We start from the raw sequence: 19,657 nt of genomic DNA, 5'->3' as shown, positions 1-19,657 counted from the left end.
CGGCGAGCCGATCCTTTAAGGGGCGCGGGGAACTGCGCCACCAGCCACGACGCTCCCGCACCTCACCACCCGCCCCAGCGGGGCAATCCGGTTGTCCCCGGACCACCGGCCGGTGGGGGTTGCCCGCGCCCCTGACGGGGCGCCGTCCTGCGCAAGGTGTCGGCGGAGGAGGGAGGCAACCTGATCGCCGCGAAGCGGCTCTTAGCGGGCGTGAAGGACCACCACAGCCCAGACCACCCCTCCCGCCGCTCCCTGCTGACGGCAGCGGTGGCGACGGCGGGAGCGACGGCCGCGGCAGCGGCCCTGAGCGGCTGCACCTCCCAGGCCCAGGACACCGCCCCGCGCCGGCTCCCGGCCCCGGCGGACCCGCTGGCGACGCAGCCGTACCGCCCGCAGGGCGACCCGCTGGTGCTCCAGGTGATGGCGCACCCGGACGACGACCTGTTCTTCATGAACCCGGACACGCTGCACTCGCTCCAGGCGGGCACGCCCGTGGTGTCGGTGTACGTGACGGCGGGCGAGTCGACAGGCGTCAACCACGAACCGTTCGGCCCGCGCAGGCGCCACCGCAGGGACCAGGCCGCGTACTCCTCCTCCCGCCACCAGGGCCTGCGGCAGGCGTACGCGACGATGCTGGGGCTGCCGCACTTCACCCGGTGGACCACCGACGTGATCGACGTCGGCGGCGGTCTGCACGCGGAGGTGGACGAGCTGCGGCACGGCGCGATGCACGCGCGCCTGGTGTTCCTCCAGGTGTCGATGCACGAGCTGAGCTCCAGCGCGAGCCTGCCGATGATGTGGGAGGTGCCGGGCACCGTACTGTCGTACGTGGTGGCGCAGAACGCGCCCGCGCCCGCCAACGGCCGCGGCACGTACACCCACCAGAAGCTGGTGGACGTCCTGGCCGGGCTGATGGAACGTTTCCGCCCGACGGAGATCAGGACGCTCGACCCGGACCCCGACATCCAGGTGCACGACAAGCGGCATCCGGCCGCCAGTGAGCAGCCCGGCTTCTCCGACCACCGGGACCACACCGCGACGGCGCTGTTCACCTGGAAGGCGATGGCGCAGTGGGTGTCGGAGTCGGCGAACGGCCCCGGCCGGGCGGTGCCCGCCTTCAGCACCACCGCGTACCGCGGCTACTACAACCACCACTGGCCGTACAACCTGCCGCCCGCGACCGTGGCGCTCAAGGCGCGCTTCCTCTTCCAGTACGGCGGCAACCAGGCGTGGCGCTGCGGGAATCCGGGCGGCTGCGGTGACTACGGCCAGGGCGAGAACGAGCCGCTGGCCAACCCCAAGGGGTGGATCCGCTCGACGCACCGCCGCTATCCGGGGGCGCGCCGGATCGTGGTCGGCGGGGCCGCGTACGAAGTGCTCGGTACGCGGGCGGTGCGGCGCGAGGAGACCCGGCCGGGCAGCGGGGTCTGGGGGCCGCCCCAGGATCTCGGCGGCGGGACGCTGGCCCCGGCGCTGTCCTGTGTACGGACCCGCGACGGCGGCACCCTGCTGTTCGCGCTGCGCTTCGCCGTCCTGGAGGGGCACGGCGGGCCGAACACCCGCGACATCGTGATGTGGCGCGACGGGGGCTGGTCCTCGCTCGGCAGTCCCGAGACGCACCCGGACCGTACGCGCAGGACCGGTGCGCCGGTCGCCGTCGCGGCCCCTGACGGCAGCGTGCACCTCTTCGCGCGCAACGCGGCCAAGGGGGTCAGCACCCGGGTGCTGACCGCCGGCGTCTGGAGCCCCTGGCGCGATCTCGGCGGCGCCGAGGTCCAGGACGGGCTGGCCGTCGTCACCGACCGCCGTGGCCGTATCCACGTCTTCGCCTCCGGCCACACCACCGTCCACCACTGGGCCCAGTCCAAGCCGGGCGGCGCCGTCGCCTACACCCCCCTCCCGGCCCTCCCCGCCCCCGGCGGCCTCCCCTCCGCCGCCCTCACCCCCTCCGGCCCCCTGTCACTCCGCTACACCCTCCCCGCCACCCCCCGCGTCTTCCACCAGTCCCTCGGCCTCTAGGGCCGCGTCTGACGGGGCGCAACGCAAAGGTGCCCCGGATCGCGGGAAGCGATCCGGGGCACCCTCGTTGGCTCAGAGCGAGCCGCAAGCCACTACTTGTTGATCTTCGTGACCTGACCGGCACCCACCGTGCGCCCACCCTCACGGATGGCGAACTTCAGGCCCTCTTCCATGGCGATCGGCTGGATGAGCTGGACGCTCATGGCCGTGTTGTCGCCCGGCATGACCATCTCGGTGCCCTCGGGGAGGGTCACGACGCCGGTCACGTCCGTGGTGCGGAAGTAGAACTGCGGACGGTAGTTGTTGAAGAAGGGGGTGTGACGGCCACCCTCGTCCTTCGACAGGATGTAGGCCTGGGCCTCGAACTCGGTGTGCGGGGTGACCGAACCGGGCTTGATGATGACCTGGCCGCGCTCGACATCCTCGCGCTTGATGCCACGGAGGAGCAGACCGACGTTCTCACCGGCCTGGCCCTCGTCGAGCAGCTTGCGGAACATCTCGATGCCGGTGACCGTGGTGGTGGTCTTGTCCTGCTTGATGCCGATGATGTCAACGGTCTCGTTGACCTTCAGCACACCACGCTCGATGCGGCCGGTGACGACGGTGCCACGACCGGTGATCGTGAAGACGTCCTCGATCGGCATCAGGAACGGCTTGTCGACGTCACGCTCGGGGGTCGGGATCGCGGTGTCCACGGCCTCCATGAGGCCGAGGAGCTTCTCGCCCCACTCCTTGTCGCCCTCAAGCGCCTTGAGCGCGGAGACGCGCACGACCGGCAGGTCGTCGCCCGGGAACTCGTACTCGGAGAGCAGCTCACGGACCTCGAGCTCGACGAGCTCCAGGATCTCCTCGTCGTCCACCATGTCGGCCTTGTTCAGGGCGACGACGATGTACGGCACGCCGACCTGGCGGGCCAGGAGCACGTGCTCCTTGGTCTGCGGCATCGGGCCGTCGGTCGCGGCGACCACCAGGATGGCGCCGTCCATCTGCGCCGCACCGGTGATCATGTTCTTGATGTAGTCCGCGTGACCGGGGCAGTCGACGTGCGCGTAGTGACGCGACTCGGTCTGGTACTCGACGTGCGCGATCGAGATGGTGATACCGCGCTGGCGCTCCTCAGGAGCCTTGTCGATCTGGTCGAAGGCCGAGGCCTCGTTCAGGTTCGGGTACGCGTCGTGCAGCACCTTGGTGATCGCCGCGGTAAGGGTCGTCTTACCGTGGTCGATGTGACCGATGGTGCCGATGTTGACGTGCGGCTTAGTCCGCTCGAACTTCGCCTTCGCCACTGGGGTCCTCCTGGGGAGTGGATCTGTACGCCTTGCTTCATCGGCGCCAGGTGATCTTTGCTGGAATGCGGACTGCCGGGGCACCCGCCGCGCACCGTCCGGTACACACCTTCCGGTTTGCGGCGGATTGCCCCGAAGCCTGCTGTCAAGCCTAAAGGGTGAAACGCGCTGAGGATTTCAGGCGTTACTCGCCCTTGGCCTTCGCGATGATCTCCTCGGCGACGTTCCGCGGAACCTCGGCGTAGGAGTCGAACTGCATGGAGTAGCTGGCCCGGCCCGAGGTCTTGGACCGCAGGTCACCGACGTAGCCGAACATCTCCGACAGCGGAACCAGGCCCTTGACGACACGGGCGCCGCTGCGCTCCTCCATGGCCTGGATCTGGCCACGGCGGGAGTTGAGGTCGCCGATGACATCGCCCATGTAGTCCTCGGGCGTGGTGACCTCGACGGCCATCATCGGTTCGAGGAGCACGGGGCTCGCCTTGCGGGCACCCTCCTTGAACGCCTGCGAACCGGCGATCTTGAATGCCAGTTCGGAGGAGTCGACCTCGTGGTAGCCGCCGTCGATCAGGGTGACGCGGACGCCCACCATCTCGTAGCCGGCCAGGATGCCGAACTTCATGGCCTCCTGCGCACCGGCGTCCACCGACGGGATGTACTCGCGGGGGATGCGGCCACCGGTGACCTTGTTGACGAACTCGTAGGTCGCGTCGCCGCCTTCCAGCGGCTCCAGCATGATCTGCACCTTCGCGAACTGACCGGTACCACCGGTCTGCTTCTTGTGGGTGTAGTCAATGCGCTCGACCGTCTTGCGGATGGTCTCGCGGTACGCGACCTGCGGCTTGCCGACGTTGGCCTCGACCTTGAACTCGCGCCGCATACGGTCGACCAGCACCTCGAGGTGCAGTTCGCCCATACCGCCGATGATGGTCTGGCCGGTCTCCTCGTCCGAGTGGACCTGGAAGGAGGGGTCCTCCTCCGAGAGCCGCTGGATGGCGACACCCAGCTTCTCCTGGTCACCCTTGGACTTGGGCTCGATCGCGACCTGGATCACCGGCGCCGGGAAGTCCATGGACTCCAGGATCACCGGGCTCTTGTCGTCGCACAGCGTCTCACCGGTGGTGGTCTGCTTCAGGCCCATGACGGCGATGATGTCGCCCGCGCCCACCGACTCGATCTCCTCACGCTTGTTCGCGTGCATGCGGTAGATCTTGCCGATGCGCTCCTTCTTGCCCTTGACGGAGTTCAGCACAGCCGAACCCGCGTTCAGGCGGCCCGAGTAGACCCGGACGAAGGTGAGCTTGCCCAGGTGCGGGTCGCTCATGATCTTGAACGCGAGGCCGGAGAACGGCTCCTCGTCGGACGGCCGGCGCTTGATGATCTCGTCGGCGTTGCCGACGGCGTGGCCCTCGATGGCCTCGACGTCCAGCGGCGACGGGAGGTAGCGCACGACCGCGTCGAGCAGGGGCTGAACGCCCTTGTTCTTGAACGCGGTGCCGCAGAACACGGGGGTGACGGTGACGGAGTCCTTGGTCCCCTTGGAGGCCAGGGTGATCCGGCGGATGGCCGCGATCAACTGGTCCTGGTCGGGCTCCTGGCCCTCCAGGTACAGCTCCATCATGGCGTCGTCGTGCTCGGCGACGGCCTCGAGCAACTTGCCGCGCCACTCGTCGGCCGCTTCGACGTGGGTGTCCGGGATGTCGACGGTGTCGTACATCTCGCCCTTGGTCGCTTCCGCGGACCAGACCAGCGCCTTCATCTGGACGAGGTCGACCACGCCCTTGAAGTCGGCTTCCGCGCCGATCGGGAGCTGCATGACCAGCGGCACCGCGCCGAGGCGGTCCACGATCATGTCGACGCAGCGGTGGAACTCCGCGCCGGTGCGGTCGAGCTTGTTGACGAAGCAGATGCGGGGCACGCCGTAACGGTCGGCCTGACGCCACACCGTCTCGGACTGCGGCTCCACACCGGCGACACCGTCGAACACCGTGACGGCGCCGTCGAGGACGCGGAGCGAACGCTCCACCTCGACGGTGAAGTCGACGTGACCGGGGGTGTCGATGATGTTGATGGTGTGGTCGACATCATCGAGCGGCCAGTGACAGGTCGTCGCGGCCGACGTGATCGTGATGCCGCGCTCCTGCTCCTGCTCCATCCAGTCCATGGTGGCTGCGCCGTCGTGGACTTCACCGATCTTGTAGGAAACACCGGTGTAGAACAGGATCCGCTCGGTGGTCGTCGTCTTGCCCGCGTCGATGTGGGCCATGATCCCGATGTTGCGGACCCTGGCCAGGTCAAGCGAAGTGGTGGCCATGTGGCTCAGTCTTCTCTCGGTTTCGATGTGGGTGGTGACTACCAGCGGTAGTGCGCGAAGGCCTTGTTGGACTCGGCCATCTTGTGCGTGTCCTCGCGGCGCTTCACGGAAGCACCCAGGCCATTGCTGGCGTCGAGGATCTCGTTCATCAGACGCTCGGTCATCGTCTTCTCGCGACGGGCGCGGGAGTAACCGACGAGCCAGCGGAGCGCCAGCGTGTTCTGACGGCCCGGACGGACCTCGACCGGCACCTGGTAGGTCGCACCGCCGACGCGGCGGGACTTGACCTCAAGGGTCGGCTTGATGTTCTCCAGCGCGCGCTTCAGCGTGATGACCGGGTCGTTGCCCGACTTCTCACGAAGGCCCTCAAGGGCGCCGTACACGATGCGCTCAGCGGTGGAGCGCTTGCCGTGCAGGAGGATCTTGTTGACGAGCGACGTCACCAGCGGGGAGCCGTAAACCGGGTCGATGATGACCGGGCGCTTCGGGGCGGGGCCCTTACGAGGCATGCTTACTTCTCCTTCTTGGCGCCGTAGCGGCTACGAGCCTGCTTACGGTTCTTGACGCCCTGCGTGTCGAGGGAACCGCGGATGATCTTGTAACGAACACCCGGAAGGTCCTTCACACGACCGCCGCGCACGAGCACGATCGAGTGCTCCTGGAGGTTGTGGCCCTCACCCGGGATGTAAGCCGTGACCTCGATACCGCTGGTCAGCCGTACGCGCGCGACCTTGCGCAGCGCCGAGTTCGGCTTCTTCGGGGTGGTCGTGTACACACGCGTGCAAACGCCACGACGCTGCGGGGAACCCTTCAGCGCGGGCGTCTTGTTCTTCTCGACCTTGTCCTGCCGGCCCTTTCGGACCAACTGCTGGATCGTAGGCACCGTTTCTCCGGTTTCTGTGTGCCGATCTCGATAAATCTAACCTGGGGACCGACCCACGCGGTCGGGTGTGTCGCGGACCCCACACGAATCCGAACCAACGGAGAAGTGCGTATGTCGGGTGACGCGGCCTCGGTGCCCTCTCGCGGTCGCATGGCACGCGCGAGGACCCGGGCACACCCCAGGCACAAGGTCAGAGCGTACCTACCGCATCGGCTGCGGTCAAAACAAATGCAAACGCGCAGGCCGGTGACTACTCGAAGATTGCCACCACCCAGATCAGCGCCCAGAAAGCCAGCCCGAGATAACCGATCACCAACCCGGCGGTCGCCATCCCGTCACCCTGCTCACCGCGCTCGCGGATCTGCCGCTTCGCGGTGTGCCCGAGCACGACGGCGCCGATCGACGCCATCCCGAAGATCGGCGACCCGACCAATGAGCACACCAGTGCCCCGATCGCCGCCCCGTTCGTCTTCGGCACGGGCGCCACCGGCGGCGCGTACCGGAACGGCTGCGGCGCCCCGAACGTCGGAGGCACCGGATACGGCGAGGACGGCCGCGGAATGTCCGCTGTCAGCCGGTCCAAGTCCCCGTACGTACGCGCCGCGTAGGCACGCCCCAACCGGTCCTCGTACTCTTCCTGCTTCAACCGCCCCTCGGTGAACGCCTCGTTCAGCACGTTCACCGCGCGCTCTCTGTCCGCATCCCCGGCAAGCATGTATCCATAATGCCGCAGAGCGGCCATCCCCGAGAGGGATGGCCGCCCTGTGTGACAGCAACGGGACGAAACTCAGCCGTTGTACGGGCCGTAGTCGTAGTCCTCCAGCGGAACGGCCTGGCCGGAGCCGGTGCCGAACGGGCTGTAGTCGATGTCGTCGTAGCCGACGGCCGAGTACATCGCGGCCTTGGCCTCCTCGGTCGGCTCCACCCGGATGTTGCGGTAGCGGGCGAGGCCCGTACCGGCCGGGATCAGCTTGCCGATGATGACGTTCTCCTTCAGGCCCAGCAGCGAGTCCGACTTGGCGTGGATCGCCGCGTCGGTCAGCACCCGGGTCGTCTCCTGGAAGGAGGCGGCCGACAGCCAGGACTCCGTGGCCAGCGAGGCCTTGGTGATACCCATGAGCTGCGGACGACCCGAGGCCGGGTGACCGCCCTCGGAGACCACACGCCGGTTCTCGGTCTCGAACCGGCCGCGCTCGACCAGCTCGCCGGGCAGCAGCTCCGCGTCGCCGGACTCGATGATCGTCACCCGGCGCAGCATCTGCCGGATGATGATCTCGATGTGCTTGTCGTGGATCGACACGCCCTGCGAGTTGTAGACCTTCTGGACTTCCTGCACCAGGTGGATCTGCACCTGGCGCTGGCCCAGAATGCGCAGCACGTCGTGCGGGTTGGTGGCACCGAAGGTCAGCTTCTGGCCGACCTCGACGTGGTCGCCCTCGCCCACCAGGAGCTTGGCGCGCTTGGAGATCGGGTAGGCGATCTCCTCGGCACCGTCGTCCGGGGTGACGACGAGCTTCTTCGTCTTCTCGGTCTCCTCGATCCGCACCCGGCCGGACGCCTCGGAGATCGGGGCGACACCCTTCGGGACACGGGCCTCGAACAGCTCGACGACACGCGGCAGACCCTGCGTGATGTCGTCACCGGCCACACCACCGGTGTGGAAGGTACGCATCGTGAGCTGGGTGCCGGGCTCACCGATCGACTGGGCCGCGATGATACCGACGGCCTCGCCGATGTCGACGAGCTTGCCGGTGGCCAGCGAACGGCCGTAGCAGTACGCGCAGGTGCCGACGGTCGACTCGCAGGTGAGGATCGAGCGGGTCTTGACCTCCTCGACACCGTGCCGCACGAGCTGGTCGATCAGCACGTCACCGAGGTCGACGTTGGCGGGCGCGATGACCTTGCCGTCCACCACGACGTCCTCGGCGAGCATGCGGGCGTACACGCTGGTCTCGACGTCGTCCGTCTTGCGCAGCGAACCGTCCGCGCCGCGCTCGGCGATCCGCAGCTTCAGACCGCGCTCGGTGCCGCAGTCCTCCTCGCGGATGATCACGTCCTGCGAGACGTCCACCAGACGACGGGTCAGGTAACCCGAGTCGGCGGTACGCAGCGCGGTGTCGGCCAGACCCTTACGGGCACCGTGGGTGGAGATGAAGTACTCCAGCACGGACAGGCCCTCGCGGAAGGACGCCTTGATCGGACGGGCGATCGTCTCGTTCTTGGCGTTCGACACCAGGCCACGCATACCCGCGATCTGACGCATCTGCATCATGTTTCCGCGGGCCCCGGAGTCCACCATCATGAAGATGGGGTTGGTCTTCGGGAAGTTCGCGTTCATCGCCACGGCGACCTCGTTGGTCGCCTTGGTCCAGATCGCGATGAGCTCCTGAGTGCGCTCGTCCTTGGTGATCAGACCGCGCTCGTACTGCTTCTGGACCTTCTCGTCCTGGGCCTCGTAGGAGGCGATGATCGCCTTCTTGGCCTCGGGCACCACGATGTCCGTGACGGACACGGTGACACCGGAACGGGTCGCCCAGTGGAAGCCCGCCGCCTTCAGGTTGTCGAGCGTCGCCGCCACGATGACCTTGGGGTAGCGCTCGGCGAGGTCGTTGACGATCTCGGAGAGCTGCTTCTTGCCGACCGCGTAGTCCACGAACGGGTAGTCCTCGGGCAGCAGCTCGTTGAAGAGCGCGCGGCCCAGGGTCGTCCGCAGCCGGAACGTGTCGCCGAGCTGGTACGGCTCCTCGCCCTCGGTGGGCTCCGGCGGCACCCAGCCGCGCGGCGGGACGGTGCCCACCGGGAAGCGGATGTCGACCGGCGCCTGCATCGACAGCTCACGGCCGTCGAACGCCATGATCGCCTCGGCGGTCGAACCGAACGCCCGGTTCTCCCCGATGACCTCGCGCTCCTCGGAGTCCGTGGTCAGGAAGAACAGACCGAGCACCATGTCCTGGGTCGGCATGGTGACCGGACGGCCGTCGGCCGGCTTGAGGATGTTGTTCGAGGACAGCATCAGGATGCGGGCCTCGGCCTGCGCCTCCGCGGACAGCGGGAGGTGCACGGCCATCTGGTCGCCGTCGAAGTCCGCGTTGAACGCGGTGCAGACCAGCGGGTGGATCTGGATGGCCTTGCCCTCGACGAGCTGCGGCTCGAAGGCCTGGATGCCCAGACGGTGCAGGGTCGGTGCGCGGTTGAGCAGCACCGGGTGCTCGGCGATGACCTCTTCGAGCACGTCGTACACGACCGTACGGCCGCGCTCGACCATGCGCTTGGCCGACTTGATGTTCTGCGCGTGGTTCAGGTCCACCAGGCGCTTCATCACGAACGGCTTGAAGAGCTCCAGCGCCATGGCCTTGGGCAGGCCGCACTGGTGCAGCTTGAGCTGCGGGCCGACGACGATCACCGAACGGGCGGAGTAGTCGACGCGCTTGCCGAGCAGGTTCTGCCGGAAGCGGCCCTGCTTGCCCTTGAGCATGTCGGACAGCGACTTCAGCGGACGGTTGCCGGGGCCCGTGACCGGGCGGCCGCGACGGCCGTTGTCGAAGAGCGCGTCGACGGCCTCCTGGAGCATGCGCTTCTCGTTGTTCACGATGATCTCGGGGGCGCCGAGGTCGAGAAGCCGCTTCAGGCGGTTGTTGCGGTTGATGACACGGCGGTACAGGTCGTTGAGGTCGGAGGTCGCGAAGCGGCCACCGTCGAGCTGCACCATCGGACGCAGGTCCGGCGGGATCACCGGGACGCAGTCCAGCACCATGCCGTTGGGCTTGTTGGTGGTCTGGAGGAAGGCGGAGACGACCTTGAGGCGCTTGAGCGCCCGGGTCTTCTTCTGGCCCTTGCCGGTACGGATGATCTCGCGGAGGCGCTCGGCCTCCTCCTCCAGGTCGAAGGACTCCAGGCGCTTTTGCAGCGCCGCGGCACCCATCGAACCCTGGAAGTACGTACCGAAGCGGTCGCGCAGCTCGCGGTAGAGCAGCTCGTCGCCCTCCAGGTCCTGGACCTTGAGGTTCTTGAAGCGGGCCCACACCTCGTCGAGCCGGTCGATCTCGCGCTGCGCACGGTCGCGGAGCTGCTTCATCTCGCGCTCGGCGCCTTCGCGGACCTTGCGGCGGACGTCGGCCTTGGCGCCTTCGTTCTCCAGCTCGGCCAGGTCGGCTTCCAGCTTCTTCTGCCGGCCCTCGACGTCGGAGTCACGGCGCTGCTCGACCTGCTGGCGCTCGACGGAGACCTGGGCCTCCAGCGACGGCAGGTCGCGCGTGCGGCGCTCGTCGTCCACCCACGTGATCATGTACGCCGCGAAGTAGATGACCTTCTCCAGGTCCTTCGGGGCGAGGTCGAGCAGGTAGCCGAGGCGCGACGGAACGCCCTTGAAGTACCAGATGTGCGTGACGGGCGCGGCCAGCTCGATGTGGCCCATCCGCTCACGACGCACCTTGGCGCGAGTGACCTCGACGCCGCAGCGCTCACAGATGATGCCCTTGAAGCGGACCCGCTTGTACTTCCCGCAGTAGCACTCCCAGTCCCGGGTCGGGCCGAAGATCTTCTCGCAGAAGAGCCCGTCCTTTTCCGGCTTGAGCGTGCGGTAGTTGATGGTCTCCGGCTTCTTCACTTCGCCGTGCGACCAGGTACGAATGTCGTCCGCGGTGGCAAGGCCGATCCGCAGCTCGTCGAAGAAGTTGACGTCGAGCACTTGTCGTCAATCCCGCCTTCGGGTTCCACCCGACCAAAAAACGCGGTCGGGGTCGATTGTCAAACATGGTCTGAACGGTCCTGGGAGAGGCCGCCCGGTCCTGGAGGGACCGGGCGACCGGCCCGTCAGACCTCTTCGACGCTGCTCGGCTCCCGCCGGGACAGGTCGATACCGAGTTCTTCCGCGGCGCGGAAGACGTCCTCGTCGGTGTCACGCATCTCGATGGACATGCCGTCCGAGGACAGCACCTCCACGTTGAGGCAGAGCGACTGCATTTCCTTGATGAGCACCTTGAAGGACTCGGGGATGCCCGGCTCGGGGATGTTCTCGCCCTTGACGATGGCCTCGTAGACCTTCACGCGGCCGAGCACGTCGTCGGACTTGATGGTCAGCAGCTCCTGGAGGGCGTAAGCGGCGCCGTACGCCTCCAGCGCCCACACCTCCATCTCACCGAATCGCTGGCCACCGAACTGCGCCTTACCACCCAGCGGCTGCTGGGTGATCATCGAGTACGGACCGGTGGAGCGGGCGTGCAGCTTGTCGTCCACCAGGTGGTGCAGCTTGAGGATGTACATGTAGCCGATCGAGATCGGCTCAGGGAACGGCTCGCCGGAGCGGCCGTCGAACATCCGCGCCTTGCCGGACGGCAGGACCATGCGGTCGCCGTCGCGGTTCGGGATGGTGGACTCGAACAGACCGCGGATCTCGTCCTCGCGGGCGCCGTCGAAGACCGGGGTCGCGACGTTGGTGCCGGCGGCGACGACGTCCGCGTCGATCGCCTGGAGGCGACGCGCCCACTCCTCGCCGATACCGGAGACGTCCCAGCCCTGCTTGGCGAGCCAGCCGAGGTGGATCTCCAGCACCTGTCCCGGGTTCATGCGGGACGGGACGCCGAGCGGGTTGAGGATGATGTCGACCGGGGTGCCGTCCTCGGTGAACGGCATGTCCTCGACCGGCAGGATCTTCGAGATGACGCCCTTGTTGCCGTGACGGCCGGCGAGCTTGTCGCCGTCGGTGATCTTCCGCTTCTGCGCCACGTACACGCGCACGAGCTGGTTGACACCGGGCGGCAGTTCGTCGCCCTCCTCGCGGTCGAAGACCCGGACGCCGATGACCTTGCCGGTCTCGCCGTGCGGCACCTTCAGCGAGGTGTCACGGACCTCACGGGCCTTCTCGCCGAAGATCGCGCGCAGCAGGCGCTCCTCCGGGGTCAGCTCGGTCTCGCCCTTGGGCGTGACCTTGCCGACCAGGATGTCGCCGGCGACGACGTCGGCGCCGATCCGGATGATCCCGCGCTCGTCGAGGTCCGCGAGGACCTCCTCGGAGACGTTGGGGATGTCCCGGGTGATCTCCTCCGGGCCGAGCTTGGTGTCACGGGCGTCGACCTCGTGCTCCTCGATGTGGATCGAGGAGAGGACGTCGTCCTGGACCAGCCGCTGGCTGAGGATGATCGCGTCTTCGTAGTTGTGGCCCTCCCAGGGCATGAACGCCACCAGGAGGTTCTTGCCGAGGGCCATCTCGCCCTCGTCGGTCGAGGGACCGTCGGCGAGCACCTGGCCGACGACGACCCGGTCGCCCTCGTTGACGACGACCTTCTGGTTGAAGGACGTGCCCTGGTTGGAGCGGGAGAACTTCGCGACGCGGTACGTGGTGTACGTGCCGTCGTCGTTGGTGATGGTGACGTAGTCGGCGGAGACCTCCTGGACCACACCGTCCTTGTCCGCCTTGATGACGTCACCGGCGTCGACCGCGCAGCGGTACTCCATGCCGGTGCCGACCAGCGGCGCCTCCGCCTTGATCAGCGGCACGGCCTGGCGCATCATGTTCGATCCCATGAGCGCGCGGTTGGCGTCGTCGTGCTCCAGGAACGGGATCATCGCGGTCGCGACCGACACCATCTGGCGCGGCGAGACGTCCATGTAGTCGACGTCGTCGCCGGGGATGTAGTCGATCTCGCCGCCGCGGCGGCGGACCAGCACGCGGGACTCGGCGAACCGCAGGTCCTCGGTGAGCGGCGCGTTGGCCTGCGCGATGACGAAGCGGTCTTCCTCGTCCGCGGTCAGGTAGTCGACGTCGTCGGTGACGACGCCCTCGACGACCTTGCGGTACGGGGTCTCGACGAAGCCGAACGCGTTGACCCGGCCGTAGGAGGCGAGCGAGCCGATCAGGCCGATGTTCGGGCCTTCGGGGGTCTCGATCGGGCACATGCGGCCGTAGTGCGACGGGTGCACGTCGCGGACCTCGAAGCCGGCCCGCTCACGGGACAGACCGCCGGGGCCCAGCGCCGACAGGCGGCGCTTGTGGGTCAGGCCGGACAGCGGGTTCGTCTGGTCCATGAACTGGGAGAGCTGGCTGGTGCCGAAGAACTCCTTGATGGAGGCGACGACCGGCCGGATGTTGATCAGGGTCTGCGGCGTGATCGCCTCGACGTCCTGGGTCGTCATCCGCTCGCGGACCACGCGCTCCATACGGGCCAGGCCGGTACGGACCTGGTTCTGGATCAGCTCGCCCACGTTGCGCAGGCGGCGGTTGCCGAAGTGGTCGATGTCGTCGACCTCGACGACCATCGAGGAGCCGTTCTCCCCGGTGGTCTCGGTCTCACCGGCGTGCAGCTTCACCAGGTACTTGATGGTGGCGATGATGTCGTCGGTGGTGAGCACACCGGCGTCCAGGGGCGCGTCGCTGCCGAGCTTCTTGTTCACCTTGTAGCGGCCGACCTTCGCGAGGTCGTAGCGCTTGGGGTTGAAGTAGAGGTTCTCCAGCAGGGTCTGCGCGGCCTCCTTGGTCGGCGGCTCGCCCGGACGCAGCTTGCGGTAGATGTCGAGCAGCGCGTCGTCCTGGCCCTGGGTGTGGTCCTTCTCCAGGGTGGCGCGCATCGACTCGTAGTCGCCGAACTCGTCCAGGATCTGCTCGGTGCTCCAGCCGAGCGCCTTGAGCAGGACGGTGACCGACTGCTTGCGCTTGCGGTCGATGCGGACACCGACCATGTCGCGCTTGTCGATCTCCATCTCCAGCCAGGCACCCCGGGACGGGATGATCTTGGCGGAGAAGATGTCCTTGTCGGACGTCTTGTCGATCTGGCTGTCGAAGTAGACACCCGGCGAGCGCACGAGCTGCGAGACGACGACACGCTCGGTGCCGTTGATGCAGAAGGTGCCCTTGTTGGTCATCAGCGGGAAGTCACCCATGAAGACCGTCTGGGACTTGATCTCGCCGGTCTCGTTGTTGGTGAACTCGGCGGTGACGAAGAGCGGGGCGCCGTACGTGAAGTCGCGCTCCTTGCACTCGTCCAGCGAGTTCTTCGGAGGCTCGAATCGGTGGTCACGGAAAGTGAGCGACATCGACCCGGAGAAGTCCTCGATCGGCGAGATCTCCTCGAAGATCTCCTCCAGACCCGACTTCCTGGGGACGTCCTGCCCACTGTCCAGGGCCGCCTCGACACGGGCCTTCCACGCGGCGTTGCCGAGCAGCCAGTCAAAGCTCTCGGTCTGGAGCGCGAGGAGGTTCGGAACTTCGAGCGGTTCACGGATCTTCGCGAAAGAGATGCGCAGCGGGGCGGTGCTTGCGCCGTTGTTCGAATTGGTGGTCGAGGCGTTGCGCGAGGCGGCCAAGAGGGGGTCCTTCCGAGGGCTCGGACTCACTACGCGCATACCGGTCCGCCCCTGAGCGTAAGAAGAAAGCCCTGATGGCGGACTTCTTCAGCAGTGCTCAGACGTGGGCATGCTCCTGGTGACGGGCCAGGCAGCAGCTAACAGGCAGCGCAAAGGGTCAGTGTAGCCACTCGGCACACTGATGTCCAGAGCAGAGATTCGGAGTACCGAATCATCGCCCCCTCGTCCGTCCTGCGGATCCCGCCTCGGAACCGGATCCGCGCCTGCGCCATGCATTCCCGCATCTCCCCCGATCCATGCATCCAACCCGGATCGAAGTGTCGACGCGTCCTGAGAATTGCGCGCCGCGTGCGGTTCGTCAAGGCCCTGGCCTGGCAGAGATGCTCACAGCCCCGCGCCCGGCCCCCCTGCCGGATGGCTCCCGGAGCAGGTCCCGTGCGGGAACGATCACCTTATCCGGACGGTGGCACCGCCCCGCCACAAGGACGCGGGAACGCCGTAGGGCGGCCACCCGGATGGGTGACCGCCCTACGGCTGTCCGGCCCTGTGCGGGCCGTACGGGGACTGCTGGGTACCGCTCGGTGTTACTTGACCTCGACCGAGGCGCCGGCGGCCTTGAGGGACTCGGCGGCCTTGTCGGCGGCAGCCTTGTCGACCTTCTCCAGGACGGGCTTCGGGGCGCCGTCCACGAGGTCCTTGGCCTCCTTCAGGCCGAGCGAGGTCAGCTCACGCACGACCTTGATGACCTGGATCTTCTTGTCACCGGCGGCGGTGAGGACGACGTCGAACTCGTCCTGCTCCGGGGCGGCGTCCGCGACGGCGGCCGGACCGGCGACACCGGCGGCGGCGACGGGGGCGGCGGCGGTGACGTCGAACTTCTCCTCGAAGGCCTTCACGAACTCGGAGAGCTCGATGAGGGTGAGGGTCTCGAACTGCTCGAGCAGCTCGGCCTGGCTGAGCTTCGCCATGATGGCGGTCCTTCCACTAATTCGGCTGGTGCCGGTTGTCGATGTCGGCGGGCGTACTCGGAGCCCGCTGGACTGCGGGAGTGGTTACTCCGCAGCCTCGGCGGGAGCCGGCGTACCGGCACCGCCCTGCTCTGCCTGCTCGGCCTGCTTGGCACGAAGCGCCTCCGCGGTGCGGACGAACTTCGAGGGCAGCGCCTGGAAGAGCGCGGCAGTCTGCGACTGCTTGGCCTTCATGGCGCCCGCCAGCTTGGCGAGCAGAACCTCGCGGGACTCGAGGTCCGCGAGCTTCTTGATCTCGTCGGCGGACAGCGCCTTGCCGTCAAGGACACCGCCCTTGATGACGAGAGCGGGGTTGTCCTTGGCGAAGTCGCGCAGACCCTTCGCCGCCTCGACCGGGTCACCGGCGACGAAGGCGACGGCCGACGGACCCGCGAACAGGTCGTCGAGCGTGCTGATCCCGGCCTCGTTGGCCGCGATCTTGGTCAGCGTGTTCTTCACCACGGCGTACGTGACGTTCTCACCGAGCGAACGGCGCAGCGTCTTGAGCTGCGCCACGGTGAGACCGCGGTACTCGGTCAGCACAGCGGCGTTCGAGGAGCGGAACTGATCCGTCAACTCGGCAACCGCGGCAGCCTTATCGGGCCTCGCCATGAGTCTCGGCCTCCTTCCGGGTGATTGCGGACCGCACGGAATTGAAGGAGGGGACTTGGCAATAACGAACGCCCCGGCGCAGGCGCACGGGGCGTGACTCGACGGAATCGACTTCCGCTCGGCGGAAATCTCTTCCGGAGTTCATCCACGATCACCTGCGCGGGCCATCCGCAGCTAGCGGATCCTTCGGCCGCCACGCCCTTTTCGGGGCACGGCAACGACCAGCGGTCTTTGGCTTCTCGGGAAGCGTACGGGACGGGTCCTGACAACACCAAATCCGGCCCCCGTGCGGTGTGCACGGAGGCCGGACTTCGGATGGTGCCGCACGCCTTACGCGTGGCCCCGCGTCGTCATCAGACGGACGCCGGGTCCTCCTCGACGAGGAGGTTGCGGGTGCGGTTGGGGTCGACCTGGATGCCGGGGCCCATGGTGGTGCTCACGGCGGCCTTCTTGATGTAACGACCCTTGGCGGCGGACGGCTTGAGACGCAGGATCTCGTCCAGGGCCGCCGCGTAGTTCTCCACCAGCTTGGTCTCGTCGAAGGAGACCTTGCCGATGATGAAGTGCAGGTTCGAGTGCTTGTCGACGCGGAACTCGATCTTGCCGCCCTTGATGTCCGTGACAGCCTTCGCCACGTCCGGGGTGACCGTACCGGTCTTCGGGTTCGGCATCAGGCCACGGGGACCGAGCACGCGGCCCAGACGGCCGACCTTGCCCATGAGGTCCGGGGTGGCGACGACGGCGTCGAAGTCCAGACGGCCCTTCGACACCTCGTCGATCAGTTCGTCGGAGCCGACGATGTCGGCTCCCGCGGCTTCCGCGGCCGCAGCACGGTCACCGGTCGCGAAGACCAGGACCCGGGCGGTCTTGCCGGTGCCGTGCGGAAGGTTCACGGTGCCACGGACCATCTGGTCGGCCTTGCGCGGGTCGACACCCAGGCGGAAGGCGACCTCGACGGTCGAGTCGAACTTGGTGGTCGCGGTGTCCTTGGCGATCCGGACGGCCTCGAGCGGGGCGTACAGGCGCTCCGCGTCGATCTTGCCGTCGGCAGCGCGAAGGGACTTGCTGCGCTTGCTCACTTACTGCTCCTGTTGGTGAAGGGGAGTCGTGGTACGGGCCGAGCAGGCCCTGCCACAGATGAACCGGCGGGGCGTCAGCCCTCGCCTCTGTCGCTCGGGCGTCAGCCCTCGACCGTGATGCCCATGGAGCGGGCGGTGCCGGCGATGATCTTCTCGGCGGCGTCCAGGTCGTTCGCGTTCAGGTCGGGGAGCTTCGTCGTGGCGATGTCCCGAACCTGGTCGCGGGTGAGCTTGGCGACCTTCTTGACGTGCGGCTCGCCGGAGCCCTTCTCGACACCCGCGGCCTTGAGGATCAGCTTGGCCGCCGGCGGCGTCTTGGTGATGAAGGTGAAGGAACGGTCGTCGTAGACCGTGATCTCCACCGGGATCACCATGCCGCGCTGCGACTCGGTCGCCGCGTTGTAGGCCTTGCAGAACTCCATGATGTTCACGCCGTGCTGGCCCAGCGCGGGGCCGACCGGCGGCGCCGGGTTGGCCGCGCCGGCGTTGATCTGGAGCTTGATCAGCCCCGTGATCTTCTTCTTCTTGGGAGGCATTGCTCTCTCCGGGTCCTGTTGAGAGTGTTCGTGCCTGCGTACAGGCATACCGCACCACTTTAGCGGGTATTGGCCCGCATCCTGAAACCGGCCGGTGGCCGGGGGACACAGCGGCCCCCGGCCGACGGAAATCCGTCGAACGGGGGCCGCTGGAAAAGTCTCAGTTCTTCTGGATCTGGTCGAAGCTCAGCTCGACCGGGGTCTCGCGGCCGAAGATCTCGACCAGGCCCTTGACCTTCTTCGAGTCGGCGTTGATCTCGTTGATCGTCGCCTGGAGCGTCGCGAAGGGGCCGTCGGTGACGGTGACCGAGTCGCCGACCTCGAAGTCCAGCACCTGGACCTCGACCTTGCGCGGCTGGGCGGTGCCCTCGGCGATGGCGGCGGCCTCGGCCGCGGCCTCCACCTCCGGGGCGAGCATCTTCACGATCTCGTCGAGGGTCAGCGGGTACGGGTCGTACGCGTTGCCGACGAAGCCGGTGACACCGGGGGTGTTGCGGACGACGCCCCACGACTCGTTCGTCAGGTCCATGCGCACCAGCACGTAGCCGGGGAGCTTGTTCTGCCGAATGGTCTTGCGGTCGCCGTTCTTGATCTGGACGACTTCTTCCTGGGGCACTTCGGCCTGGTAGATGTAGTCCTCGACGTTGAGCGAGACGGCGCGCTGCTCCAGGTTGGACTTCACGCGGTTCTCGTAACCGGCGTAGGTGTGGATCACGTACCACTCGCCGGGCAGGGTGCGAAGCTCCTCGCGGAAGGCGGCGACCGCGTCCACGACCGGCTCGGACACGGCGGCCTCGCCGTCGTCCTCGTCCGCTTCGTCCTCAGCCGCTTCGTCCTCGTCGGCGACCGCCACGTCCTCGTCGGACTCGTCGTCCGCCTCGTCGTCGTCCGCCTCGTCCGTGGCGGCCTCGGCGGCTTCCTCGTCCTCGTCCTCGTGGACGGCGGCCTGCTCGGCGGCTTCGCCGGCGTTCAGGTCGGCAGCCTCGGCCTGGTCGATCTCGCCGTCGGCGGCCTCGACGATGTCGAGCGCGGTGTCGTCGCCCTCAACGGTTTCGTCGGCGTCGTACACGTTCGGGTCAGACACGGTGACTGCTTCTTCCTGACTTCAAGGGGTGGAACATGCGGACAGGCGCCCGTGGACCGGCGCCCACCGCGGGATCAGCCGAAGACGTACGAGACGAGCTTCGAGAATCCCCAGTCAACCACGCTGACGAGACCGATGACGACGACAACGAAGACAATCACCACTGTGGTGTAGGTGATCAGGTCGTTGCGGCTCGGCCAGACGACCTTGCGGAGTTCCGCGACGATCTGGCGGTAGAAGAGCGCCAGCCGACCGAGGGGGCCCTTCTTGCCGCGCTTGCCGCCGCGGCGGGGCTTGCGAGTCTCGTCGTCCTCGGACGTGTCAGGCTCAGGGGCCTCGATGGAGTCCGTGATCTCAGTCACTACGTCCTCACCTGACTCCGGGTCGTGGCCGTGTCGCGCCCGTCGCGCGGTACGGCGAGTGCTTTACCTGCCCACGTCCGTCGGGTGACGTGTGGAGCAGGGTCGGAGGGACTCGAACCCACAACCGCTGGTTTTGGAGACCAGTGCTCTACCAATTGAGCTACGACCCTTTGCGAC

The 19,657-nt window shown here is 67.4% G+C and carries 14 protein-coding genes and 1 tRNA gene; 1 reads left to right on the top strand and 14 read right to left on the bottom strand.

Annotation, left to right across the window (positions count from 1 at the left end):
- Window positions 1–156 precede the first annotated feature (156 nt).
- Window positions 157–2,019, top strand: a complete 1,863-nt coding sequence (locus tag ACIOC1_RS19175; protein ID WP_401855523.1) for a PIG-L family deacetylase — start codon at window positions 157–159, stop codon at window positions 2,017–2,019.
- 92 nt (window positions 2,020–2,111) lie between these two features.
- Here ACIOC1_RS19175 and tuf read toward each other — a convergent pair whose 3' ends face one another.
- From tuf to ACIOC1_RS19105, 14 genes are all read right to left on the bottom strand, one after another.
- Complete coding sequence (tuf, locus tag ACIOC1_RS19170) at window positions 2,112–3,305, bottom strand: elongation factor Tu (protein ID WP_355340236.1); 1,194 nt, start codon at window positions 3,303–3,305, stop codon at window positions 2,112–2,114.
- A 184-nt stretch (window positions 3,306–3,489) separates the two neighbouring features.
- The gene (fusA, locus tag ACIOC1_RS19165; RefSeq protein WP_355340239.1) at window positions 3,490–5,619 is read right to left on the bottom strand and encodes an elongation factor G; all 2,130 of its coding nucleotides are present in this window, start codon (window positions 5,617–5,619) and stop codon (window positions 3,490–3,492) included.
- A 38-nt stretch (window positions 5,620–5,657) separates the two neighbouring features.
- The gene (rpsG, locus tag ACIOC1_RS19160) at window positions 5,658–6,128 is read right to left on the bottom strand and encodes a 30S ribosomal protein S7 (RefSeq protein WP_093713199.1); all 471 of its coding nucleotides are present in this window, start codon (window positions 6,126–6,128) and stop codon (window positions 5,658–5,660) included.
- Between the two features lie 2 nt (window positions 6,129–6,130).
- Window positions 6,131–6,502, bottom strand: coding sequence for a 30S ribosomal protein S12 (gene rpsL / locus ACIOC1_RS19155; protein WP_014144289.1), 372 nt, complete (start codon window positions 6,500–6,502; stop codon window positions 6,131–6,133).
- A 250-nt stretch (window positions 6,503–6,752) separates the two neighbouring features.
- The gene (locus ACIOC1_RS19150) at window positions 6,753–7,217 is read right to left on the bottom strand and encodes a DUF1707 and DUF4190 domain-containing protein (RefSeq protein WP_366823801.1); all 465 of its coding nucleotides are present in this window, start codon (window positions 7,215–7,217) and stop codon (window positions 6,753–6,755) included.
- Between the two features lie 72 nt (window positions 7,218–7,289).
- A complete protein-coding gene (locus ACIOC1_RS19145; RefSeq protein ID WP_355340247.1) occupies window positions 7,290–11,189 on the bottom strand; it encodes a DNA-directed RNA polymerase subunit beta' in 3,900 nt (1,299 codons plus the stop codon).
- A 125-nt stretch (window positions 11,190–11,314) separates the two neighbouring features.
- Window positions 11,315–14,800, bottom strand: coding sequence for a DNA-directed RNA polymerase subunit beta (gene rpoB, locus ACIOC1_RS19140; protein ID WP_355340250.1), 3,486 nt, complete (start codon window positions 14,798–14,800; stop codon window positions 11,315–11,317).
- Window positions 14,801–15,384: 584 nt separating this feature from the next.
- Window positions 15,385–15,768, bottom strand: coding sequence for a 50S ribosomal protein L7/L12 (gene rplL, locus ACIOC1_RS19135; RefSeq protein WP_355340253.1), 384 nt, complete (start codon window positions 15,766–15,768; stop codon window positions 15,385–15,387).
- 84 nt (window positions 15,769–15,852) lie between these two features.
- Window positions 15,853–16,419, bottom strand: coding sequence for a 50S ribosomal protein L10 (gene rplJ / locus ACIOC1_RS19130; RefSeq protein WP_355340256.1), 567 nt, complete (start codon window positions 16,417–16,419; stop codon window positions 15,853–15,855).
- A gap of 353 nt (window positions 16,420–16,772) precedes the next feature.
- Window positions 16,773–17,498, bottom strand: coding sequence for a 50S ribosomal protein L1 (gene rplA, locus ACIOC1_RS19125; RefSeq protein ID WP_355340259.1), 726 nt, complete (start codon window positions 17,496–17,498; stop codon window positions 16,773–16,775).
- Window positions 17,499–17,599: 101 nt separating this feature from the next.
- On the bottom strand, window positions 17,600–18,034 hold the full coding sequence (gene rplK, locus ACIOC1_RS19120; RefSeq protein WP_355340262.1) for a 50S ribosomal protein L11: 435 nt from the start codon (window positions 18,032–18,034) through the stop codon (window positions 17,600–17,602).
- A gap of 160 nt (window positions 18,035–18,194) precedes the next feature.
- Window positions 18,195–19,118 (bottom strand): transcription termination/antitermination protein NusG, encoded by a 924-nt coding sequence (gene nusG / locus ACIOC1_RS19115; protein WP_355340265.1) that lies wholly within the window; start codon window positions 19,116–19,118, stop codon window positions 18,195–18,197.
- A 74-nt stretch (window positions 19,119–19,192) separates the two neighbouring features.
- Window positions 19,193–19,471, bottom strand: a complete 279-nt coding sequence (gene secE, locus ACIOC1_RS19110) for a preprotein translocase subunit SecE (RefSeq protein WP_355340710.1) — start codon at window positions 19,469–19,471, stop codon at window positions 19,193–19,195.
- 106 nt (window positions 19,472–19,577) lie between these two features.
- Window positions 19,578–19,650, bottom strand: a tRNA-Trp gene (locus tag ACIOC1_RS19105).
- Between the last annotated feature and the right edge of the window lie 7 nt (window positions 19,651–19,657).

This window comes from Streptomyces sp. NPDC088197, from assembly GCF_044741185.1.
Classification (GTDB): domain Bacteria; phylum Actinomycetota; class Actinomycetes; order Streptomycetales; family Streptomycetaceae; genus Actinacidiphila.
This window is presented reverse-complemented; position numbering and strand designations above follow the sequence as displayed.